The following is an 8,164-nucleotide window of genomic DNA, read 5'->3' on the forward strand; positions in this document are numbered from 1 at the left end:
CCGAACTCAACCTCTGCGCGCTCCGCTGGAGCGGCGAGGCAAGCCTTACTCCCGCGCTTCCCTCGACCCACGAGACAGGCTAGGACAAAGCCCACAGCCGCCTGCCCGCAAAGGGGAGGGCATGAAGGCGCATGCCCGTCAGGCAAACCCAAAGGCGCGAAAAGAAAAGCCCGGCACGATGGCCGGGCTTTCGCATCACGTGAGGTGACCAAACCTCCCTGCACGGCCTTACTGCACCAGGCGCGGTCCGCCGGTGACCGGGTTCTCGTTCTCGGACAGGATGCCGAGCCGGCGGGCGACCTCCGTATAGGCCTCCACCAGCCCGCCCATGTCCCGGCGGAACCGGTCCTTGTCGAGCTTGTCCTTGGACTTGATGTCCCAGAGGCGGCAGGAATCCGGGGAGATCTCGTCGGCCACGACGATGCGCATCATCTCGCCTTCCCAGAGACGGCCGGTCTCCAGCTTGAAATCGACCAGGCGGATGCCGACGCCGAGGAAGAGGCCGGACAGGAAGTCGTTGACCCGGATGGCCAGCGCCATGATGTCGTCGATCTCCTGCGGGGAGGCCCAGCCGAAGGCCGTGATATGCTCCTCCGACACCATCGGATCGCCCAGGGCGTCGTTCTTGTAATAGAATTCGATGATCGAGCGGGGAAGCTGCGTGCCCTCCTCGATGCCGAGGCGCGTGGCGAGCGAACCGGCCGCGACGTTGCGCACGACAACCTGCAGCGGAATGATCTCCACCTCGCGAATCAGCTGCTCGCGCATGTTGAGGCGTCGGATGAAGTGGGTCGGGATGCCGATGTCGTTCAGATGCTGGAACAGGTATTCCGAGATCCGGTTGTTGAGCACGCCCTTGCCGTCGATCACTTCATGCTTCTTGGCATTCGCCTCGGCATTGAAGGCGGTCGCGTCATCCTTGAAGTGCTGGATGAGCGTACCGGGTTCCGGGCCCTCATAGAGGACCTTCGCCTTGCCCTCATAGATGCGGCGGCGACGATTCATAGGCATGTACCGAGGTTTGAGAAAATCCATGTGCCGTGGCTCCTGGGGATAGTCATTTTTTTAGATCCGCGGCTGGCGTTAAGCGCGGCTTTTCTGCCGGCGCTCCGCTTGAAGGGGCAACCTATCCGATCCCTTGGGCAAGCACAACGCGGGGGAGAGCTGCAGGCGGGTAGCAAGATCAAAGCACCGATCTAAACATGGGGAGAGTCTGGCATCCGCGCGAGTGCGCCCTTATATCGCATGAAGGCCCAAGCATAGGGAGAATAACGGAATGACCTCTTTCGACGACCGGAGAAACGCCTTCGAGAAGCAGTTCGCCCACGATGAGGACCTGCGCTTCAAGGCGACTGCCCGCCGCAACAAGCTGTTCGGGCTCTGGGTTGCCGAGCATCTGGGCAAGTCCGGGGATGAGGCCGAAGCCTATGCCAAGAGCGTGGTCCTGGCCGATTTCGAGGAGGCGGGCGACGCGGACGTCCTGCGCAAGGTCCGCCAGGATCTCGACGGCGCCGGCAACACGACGGGCGATGCCGAACTCCACGCCAAGCTCAATGAGCTGACCGCGCGTGCGATCGAGGAGGTCAAGGCAGGCCGGTAACGGCCCGCTCCACCCGCCATACCTGCTTCTGAAGCCGAAACCTGCCGAAAGGGCGCCATGCCGACCCAACCATCGTTCTCCGAGCGCCTGAAAGGCGGCACGCCCTTGTTCACCGCCTGGTGCGGCCTGCCGGATCCGTCCGTGGCCGGGATCCTGGCCCGGGAGGATTTCGACGCCGTCACCCTGGATACGCAGCACGGCTCCATCGATTTCGCCGCCTCCCTCCAGGCCATCCCCCTGATCGCGGCTGCGGGAAAGCCGGCCCTGGTGCGCATCCCCGTCGGGGACTTCGCCGTCGCGTCGCGCTATCTCGATGCGGGCGTGTCGGGCATCATCGCTCCCATGATCAACACCGTCGAGGATGCCCGCCGCCTCGCCGCCTTCACCAAGTTCCCGCCTGTGGGCGAGCGGAGCTGGGGCGCCTATGGGGCGCTGGCCCTCACGGGACTCGAGCCGGGCGAGTATCTCCGGACGGCCAATGACCTTGCCGTTTCCTTCGCCATGGTGGAGACCCGGGAGGCGCTCGCCATCATCGACGACATCCTCGCGGTGCCGGGGATCGACGGGGTCTTCATCGGCCCCTCCGACCTGTCGATCGCCCTCTCCGGCGGGAAAGGGGTCGATCCGACCAGCGCCGAGGTGGACAAGGCCCTGGACCATGCCCTTGCCCGTGTGAAGGCGGCCGGAAAGATCGCGGCCATCTACGCGGTCTCGGGTGCGCGGGCGGCGGAGCTGTCCGCCAAGGGCTTCCACATGGTCGCCATCGGCAGCGACATGTCCATGCTGCGCGCCGGGGCTCATGCGGCTCTGGCAGCAGCCCGCGCCTAAACCTTGCCAGGATAGGGAAGGCCGAAGGACTGGGCGAGGAAAAGACCTCCCTGCCGCAGGCCCTCCCCGTCGATCCCGTGGGCGAGCCCGGTAGAGAGATGCCACTGGCACGGGATCTCGGCTGCGCCCAGGGCCTCCTTGGAGAAGAAGAACATCTCGACCGGCACCACGTCGTCCTAGTCGCCGTGGACCAGCAGGATCGGCGGCGCCGTCCGGGCCAGGGGCATGAGACCTTCAGGCCCCTCGCCATCCTCCAGCACGAGCAGGCCCGAATAGCCCACGACGGCAGCCGGAGGCGTCCGGCGCCGCAGGCCCAGATGGAGCGCCATCATGGCGCCCTGGCTGAACCCCACCAGGGCGAGCTTCGACGGCGGCAGGGCATGACGGGCCAGTTCCTGGTCCACAAAGGCGTCGAGAGCCGGGGCCGCATATGTCACGCCGCGCCAGAACTCCCGCGGGTCGGTCAGGGTGAGGGGAAACCATTGCCGGCCCATGGGCACGTTGCTGCAGGGATCGGGCGCATGCGGGGCCACGAAGGCTGCGTCCGGCAGCCAGGCGCGCCACTGCTGTCCCAGCTCGATCAGGTCGTTCCCGTCCGCTCCGAGCCCGTGGAGGAAGACGACGAGCTGCTTAGCCTCGCCGGATTGCGGCGTCAGGCGCGGACCATCGATGCTGGCCATGAAGCGTATCCCTGAACATTGAAGGCGAGCGATTGCAGAGCGGAACGGCCCGTCCGTCAAGCCGGCGCGCCCTCCCGGGCCTTGATCGCCCGGTAATAGGCCCAGAGCACCTTCGCGGCGACGCCGCGCCACGGCCTCCAGCGCTCGGCCAGGGCGTCAAGCGCCTTGGCATCCGGCCTCTGCTCCAGGCCATAGGCCAGGCGGGCTGCCTCCTGCACGGCGAGGTCCCCGCTCGGAAAAGCATCCGGATGCCCGAGGCAGAAGAGCAGATAAACGTCGGCGGTCCAGGGGCCGATCCCCTTCACCCGCGTCAGGAGGCTGTGGGCCTCGTCGGCCGGAAGATTGTGGAGTTCGTCCAGCGGCAACCGTCCTTCCACGATGTCCGCCGCCACGGCGCGAAGGGTCCGGACCTTTCCGGACGAGAGCCCTGCCGTCCGAAGGTCCTCATCGGAGAGCCGCCGAAAGACCTCCGGGGTCGCAGGTTCGAGGATCGTCCGCAGGCGGCCCCAGATCGCCGAGGCGCTCGCGGTGGAGACCTGCTGACCCACCACGATCCAGGCGAGCCCCTCGAAGCCGGGCGGGCGCTTGCGCAGCTGCGGCGTGATCCCCTCAGAGGCCAGGCGCGCCATGACCGGATCGGCCTTCGCGAGCACTGCCAGGCCCCTCTTGAGAACCGCGTCCGTTTCGAGGAGGGTGGCCATTCCTTCGCGCTCCCTACTTATCCGCAGGCTCCCGTGACGAAGCCCGTATTCCGATTCGCACCCAGTCCTAATGGACGGCTTCATTTGGGCCATGCCTATTCGGCCCTGCTCAACGCCGATTTCGCCCGCCGCTTCCAGGGACGTCTGCTCCTTCGCATCGAGGATATCGATACCACGCGCTGCCGTCCCGAACTTGAGCAGGCCGTCTATGAGGACCTCGCCTGGCTCGGGCTTGCCTGGGAAGAGCCGGTTCGGCGGCAGTCAGCGCATTTCGACGATTACCGCGCCGCCTTCCACAGCCTGAAGGGGAGGGGATGGGTCTATCCGTGCTTCTGCTCCCGCAAGGACATTGCGGAGGCGGTTGCCTGCCGGGAGGCGGAGGCCGCTCAGCCCTGGCCCCGCGATCCCGACGGCGCCCCGCTCTATCCCGGCACCTGCCGGCGCCTGTCCGATGGCGACACTGAACGGCGCATCGCAGCCGGCGAGCCCCATGCCTGGCGTCTCGACGGGGCGGCCCTGCAGAAACTCCTGCCGGGGCCGCATGCCTATCGCAGGTTCGACCGTGACGGCCGCGAGGAGCGGGTGTCTTCGGATCCCCGGCGCTGGGGGGATGCGGTCATCGTGCGCAAGGATACGCCGACGAGCTACCATCTCTCCGTCGTGGTGGACGATGCGCTCCAGGGCGTCACCCATGTGGTCCGCGGTCAGGATCTCGAGGCCGCCACCGATCTCCATGTCCTGCTGCAGGATGTGCTCGGGCTGCCGACGCCCCTCTATCATCACCACGGGCTCGTGCTCGATCACGAAGGCGACAAGCTGGCCAAAAGCCGGCAGTCCCAGTCCCTGGCGGAGCTGCGGGCTGCGGGCGCCACGCCGCAGAGCGTTCGGGAACGCCTCGGCTTCGACCTTCAGCCGACCCCCAGCACGTAGAGCCAGACGAGGGTGCTCCCCAGGGCCAGGAAGGTCGAGAGCGTCACGGCGCTCGAGGCCAAGGCCACCCCCTCCCCATAGCGCTCTGCGAACAGATAGGCGTTGATGCCCGACGGGCAGGAAGCGAAAAGCACCGCCACCCCGGCCCAGACCGGTGGCATCTGGAAGACGTGGGTGGCGAGCAGCAGCACCACCAGGGGATGCACCACGAGCTTCAGGAACGAGATCAGGGTCGGCAGCTTCCAGCCCATCTGCAGGCCGTAGCGGCGGAGCGCTATCCCCATGGAGATCAGGGCGCAAGGCACGGCCGCGCTCGCCAGCAGGTCCATTACCTGCCAGGCCGGCGCGGGCACATAAGCGACGATCGGGCGGAAGGCGGATCCGGCCAGGATGGCGACGACGATCGGGTGGGTCAGGAGGCGGCGCAGGATGACGAGGGGAGAGGTCTGCCGTCCCTCGGCCAGGATCGTCGCCAGGGTCATGGTCACGGGGAGATGGACGGCGATCAGAAGGAAGAGCGGAACGGCGCCCTCATCGCCGTAGGCCTTGAGGATCATCGGGATGCCGACGAAGACGGTGTTAGCCTGGCCTGCCGAAAACCCTGCCACAACCCCGGACACCCCTTTGATGCCGAAGAAATGCCGGCCGATGATGGAGGCCAGAAGCCAGACCACGGCCACACCGGCGAAATACGAGATCCAATAACCCCAAGGCTGGACGGCCGGGATCTCGGCCCGGACGAGGGTGCGAAAGATCAGGCAGGGAAGGGAGAGGGTGAAGACGAACTCGGACAGCCCTTCGCCCACCCGCTCGGAGACGAAACCCGTCTGGCGCGCCACATAGCCGATGCCGATCAGGCCGAAGACCGGCAGGACGATCGCGAACAGTTCAAGCATCAGGAGTTATCGGAGTTCGGCGCGCTGGGAGACGCTGACGGAAGCCACGCTGTGAGACATCAGCTCGTCGACCTGTTCGCGCTGACGCTTGAACTCCACCAGACCGCGTCCTTCGAGCTCGCGCCCGCGGGGCAGGCGGATCTTCAGAGGATCGACAAAGCTGCCGTTGATGATCACCTCATAGTGGAGGTGCGGGCCCGTCGAGAGGCCGGAATTGCCGACATAGCCGATGACCTGGCCCTGCTGCACCCTCTTGCCGGGAGAGATGCCCTTGGCGAAGCTCGACATGTGCGAGTAGGCGGTCACGTAGCCGTTGGTGTGCTGGAGCTCGACCCGTCGGCCATAGCCGGAATCCCACTCCGACTTGATCACGGTGCCGTTGCCGGCGGCGATGATGGGAGTGCCGACCTTGTGGGCCCAGTCGACGCCGGTATGGGGGCGCGAATAGCCCAGGATCGGGTGGTAGCGCGAGCCGAAGCCCGAACGCAGGATGCCGTCGGCGATGGGTTTGCGGATGAGGAACTTCTTGAGGGAGCGGCCCGCCTCGTCGAAGAAATCGACGGTGCCGTCGTCTCCTTGATAACGGTAGACGCGGCGCTGCTCCCCGCCAACCGTCAGAGAGGCGTAGAGTACTTCCGGCACCCCGTTCTCGTCATCCGAACCGAAGAAGACCTCGAAGGAGTCGCCCTGTGAGACCCGGCGCTGGAAATCGACGTCATAGCCGAAGATGCGCACGAGCTCGTCCACGGTCTGCCGGGGAAGATCGTTCTTGAGCGCCGTCTCATAGAGGCTCTCGTAAAGCCGCACGCCCCCGCGGGCATCCTCCTCGCCTTCCTCCTCGGACACGTCCGCCATCTGGCGGTTCGCGGGATCCTCTGGGGGTGTGACGGATACGAAGATTCCGCGATCGTTGGTGGCCGCGATGCCCTCGATGCCCCGTTCTCCGAATGCGATCACGCGCACGATCTGCCGGGGGTCCCCCAGGCGAGGGCCCGGGGCGATGAGGATGCGCAGCCGCTGGCCCTCGGTCATGCTCTCCACCCTGATCCGGGCCGAGAGGGCGGAGGTGACGGCGGCGATCTGCTCCGGGGTTCCCCCATAGCTGCGCAGGGCCGTCTGGAGGGTTTCCCCCTTGCGGAGAACCACGTCGCGTTCCTCGATGAGAGGGGGCATGGCCTTCTGCTCGATCTTGGGAAGATCGGTCACATTCTCAGGCACCACCCGAACCTCGATCGTGCTGAAGGGCGCGTCGATCACGCGGGCATAGCCGAGAGCCTCACCGAGGGCCTCCGGCGGCCGCAGGGTCCTCGACAGCATCTGCTGGGCGGGGATCGGCACCGAGGTTCGGCGGCCCGCCTCGTTGAAGACCCGGCGCTCCTCCTCCAGGATCGCGAGCACGTCGTTGTCGGTCAGCGACGGGGCGCTTGCCTCGATGGCGACCAGCGCCAGGTCCCGCCTGAGAACCGAGACATCCGCATCGGCGACCTCGGGAGCCGGCTCGACCCGTCCCTCCGTCTCCTCCGCGAACAGGCGCAGCGGATTGAAAGGCGGGATGTCAGCCGCGTAGGTGCCGGAGGTGAGCGACAGGTTCGTGGCGACGCGCACGAACTGGCGAACCTTGATGGCCTCGCGCTCACCGTTGCGGATCGTCATCGGGGCTTTGAAGCTTTGGCGGGCGGAGACCGTGTTCTCCGTCATGTTCAGCCGATCGGCCTTGCGGGCCACGTTCGTCGCCCGCTCCTCGTTCTTGGCCGAGGGCGTGCGGCCGCCGAGAGCTGCCCGTTCGGGGGGCAGGGCGGAAACCGTCGCGCCTTCGAAGGTGATGTAGATGGACGCCCCGATCAGGGCGGCTCCCGTGACCCCGGTCAGGACACTGGCGCCGAGCCAGCGCAGGTTGACCTCCCACTTGTCGACCTCGGGAGCCGTGCTGCCGCTGCTGGTCAGGGGCGGCTCATGCCCGAGATCGATGCCGGATGACAGATGCGGCGCGTTCCTGCGGGCGCGTTTGGCATGGCTGTCATCGGGGGGAAGATGGCTCATGGTCCCTGTCGAGTGTCGATGCGGGTGGGTTGCTGTCACAGACACCAGAAGGCCATCTAGCACAAGAGACGCCAACCGCACAGGTCAATAGATAAGCTTGCGCAGGTCTCCAGCTCCATCGGAAGAGAGACCTGCCGCGGCTCTGCTTCCCGATTTTCTGTGTCGGCAGTGAGGCAGCGGCCGAAAAACTTGTGCGACAGCCTTCCGGAACGGCGGTTTAGCAGGCTGTCAAAAAACTTTCATACGCCCGTTGACAGGCCGAAAGGGTTCGGCCTATATACGGCCCATCGACGCCGCCGCTGACGCGAACGGCGCCAAGAACTTCCTCAGAGACCGGGCTGTTGAGCCCGACTTCGGTCGGGAACAAGGTCTGTTCTGCGGAAGTCTCTTTTATCGACCGCATCGAGAGATGCATGCTCTTTGACATTGTTGAGAGGGGAAGAGAAGCGTAGGCGGCGGTGTCCTTGCGCCGATCCGCAAGGATCGGAT

Annotated in this window: 8 protein-coding genes and 1 pseudogene; 3 read left to right on the top strand and 6 right to left on the bottom strand. The window is 66.1% G+C overall.

The window, feature by feature from the left end:
* Positions 1-228 precede the first annotated feature (228 nt).
* Positions 229-1,035 carry a phosphoribosylaminoimidazolesuccinocarboxamide synthase gene (gene purC / locus AC0QTX_RS26910; RefSeq protein WP_474606863.1) on the bottom strand — a complete coding sequence of 269 codons (807 nt, stop codon included), beginning with the start codon at positions 1,033-1,035 and terminating at the stop codon, positions 229-231.
* 241 nt (positions 1,036-1,276) lie between these two features.
* Here purC and AC0QTX_RS26915 point away from each other — a divergent pair, with 241 nt between their 5' ends.
* Together AC0QTX_RS26915 and AC0QTX_RS26920 are read left to right on the top strand one after the other, a co-directional pair.
* Entirely contained in the window at positions 1,277-1,600 is a 324-nt protein-coding gene (locus tag AC0QTX_RS26915; RefSeq protein WP_474606864.1) for a DUF1476 domain-containing protein, read from the top strand.
* 57 nt (positions 1,601-1,657) lie between these two features.
* Entirely contained in the window at positions 1,658-2,428 is a 771-nt protein-coding gene (locus AC0QTX_RS26920) for an HpcH/HpaI aldolase family protein (protein WP_474606865.1), read from the top strand.
* On the opposite strand, the pseudogene AC0QTX_RS26925 reads toward AC0QTX_RS26920, so the two are convergent.
* Both AC0QTX_RS26925 and AC0QTX_RS26930 read right to left on the bottom strand, forming a co-directional pair.
* Positions 2,425-3,108 (bottom strand): annotated as a pseudogene (locus tag AC0QTX_RS26925) (alpha/beta hydrolase). The gene AC0QTX_RS26920 and the pseudogene AC0QTX_RS26925 sit on opposite strands and share 4 nt — an antisense overlap.
* 56 nt (positions 3,109-3,164) lie before the next feature.
* The gene (locus tag AC0QTX_RS26930; protein ID WP_474606866.1) at positions 3,165-3,809 is read right to left on the bottom strand and encodes a DNA-3-methyladenine glycosylase family protein; all 645 of its coding nucleotides are present in this window, start codon (positions 3,807-3,809) and stop codon (positions 3,165-3,167) included.
* Between the two features lie 33 nt (positions 3,810-3,842).
* Between AC0QTX_RS26930 and gluQRS the strand changes: the two genes are divergently transcribed.
* The gene (gene gluQRS / locus AC0QTX_RS26935; RefSeq protein WP_474606867.1) at positions 3,843-4,739 is read left to right on the top strand and encodes a tRNA glutamyl-Q(34) synthetase GluQRS; all 897 of its coding nucleotides are present in this window, start codon (positions 3,843-3,845) and stop codon (positions 4,737-4,739) included.
* On the opposite strand, the gene AC0QTX_RS26940 is transcribed toward gluQRS, so the two are convergent.
* The 3 genes from AC0QTX_RS26940 to AC0QTX_RS26950 all read right to left on the bottom strand — a co-directional run.
* On the bottom strand, positions 4,718-5,635 hold the full coding sequence (locus AC0QTX_RS26940; RefSeq protein ID WP_474606868.1) for an AEC family transporter: 918 nt from the start codon (positions 5,633-5,635) through the stop codon (positions 4,718-4,720). The genes gluQRS and AC0QTX_RS26940 overlap by 22 nt on opposite strands.
* 6 nt (positions 5,636-5,641) lie before the next feature.
* Positions 5,642-7,675: a peptidoglycan DD-metalloendopeptidase family protein gene (locus AC0QTX_RS26945; RefSeq protein ID WP_474606869.1), complete on the bottom strand. Its 2,034-nt coding sequence runs from the start codon at positions 7,673-7,675 to the stop codon at positions 5,642-5,644.
* A gap of 217 nt (positions 7,676-7,892) precedes the next feature.
* On the bottom strand, positions 7,893-8,164 hold a 272-nt coding region (locus tag AC0QTX_RS26950), incomplete at its 5' end, for a hypothetical protein (protein WP_474606870.1).

Source organism: Microvirga sp. jy35, from assembly GCF_056148915.1.

Coding starts and splice junctions, on each gene's coding strand:
- purC (WP_474606863.1), bottom strand. CDS start 1,035: ATGGATTTTCTCAAACCTCGGTACATGCCTATGAATCGTCGCCGCCGC.
- AC0QTX_RS26915 (WP_474606864.1), top strand. CDS start 1,277: ATGACCTCTTTCGACGACCGGAGAAACGCCTTCGAGAAGCAGTTCGCC.
- AC0QTX_RS26920 (WP_474606865.1), top strand. CDS start 1,658: ATGCCGACCCAACCATCGTTCTCCGAGCGCCTGAAAGGCGGCACGCCC.
- AC0QTX_RS26930 (WP_474606866.1), bottom strand. CDS start 3,809: ATGGCCACCCTCCTCGAAACGGACGCGGTTCTCAAGAGGGGCCTGGCA.
- AC0QTX_RS26940 (WP_474606868.1), bottom strand. CDS start 5,635: ATGCTTGAACTGTTCGCGATCGTCCTGCCGGTCTTCGGCCTGATCGGC.
- AC0QTX_RS26945 (WP_474606869.1), bottom strand. CDS start 7,675: ATGAGCCATCTTCCCCCCGATGACAGCCATGCCAAACGCGCCCGCAGG.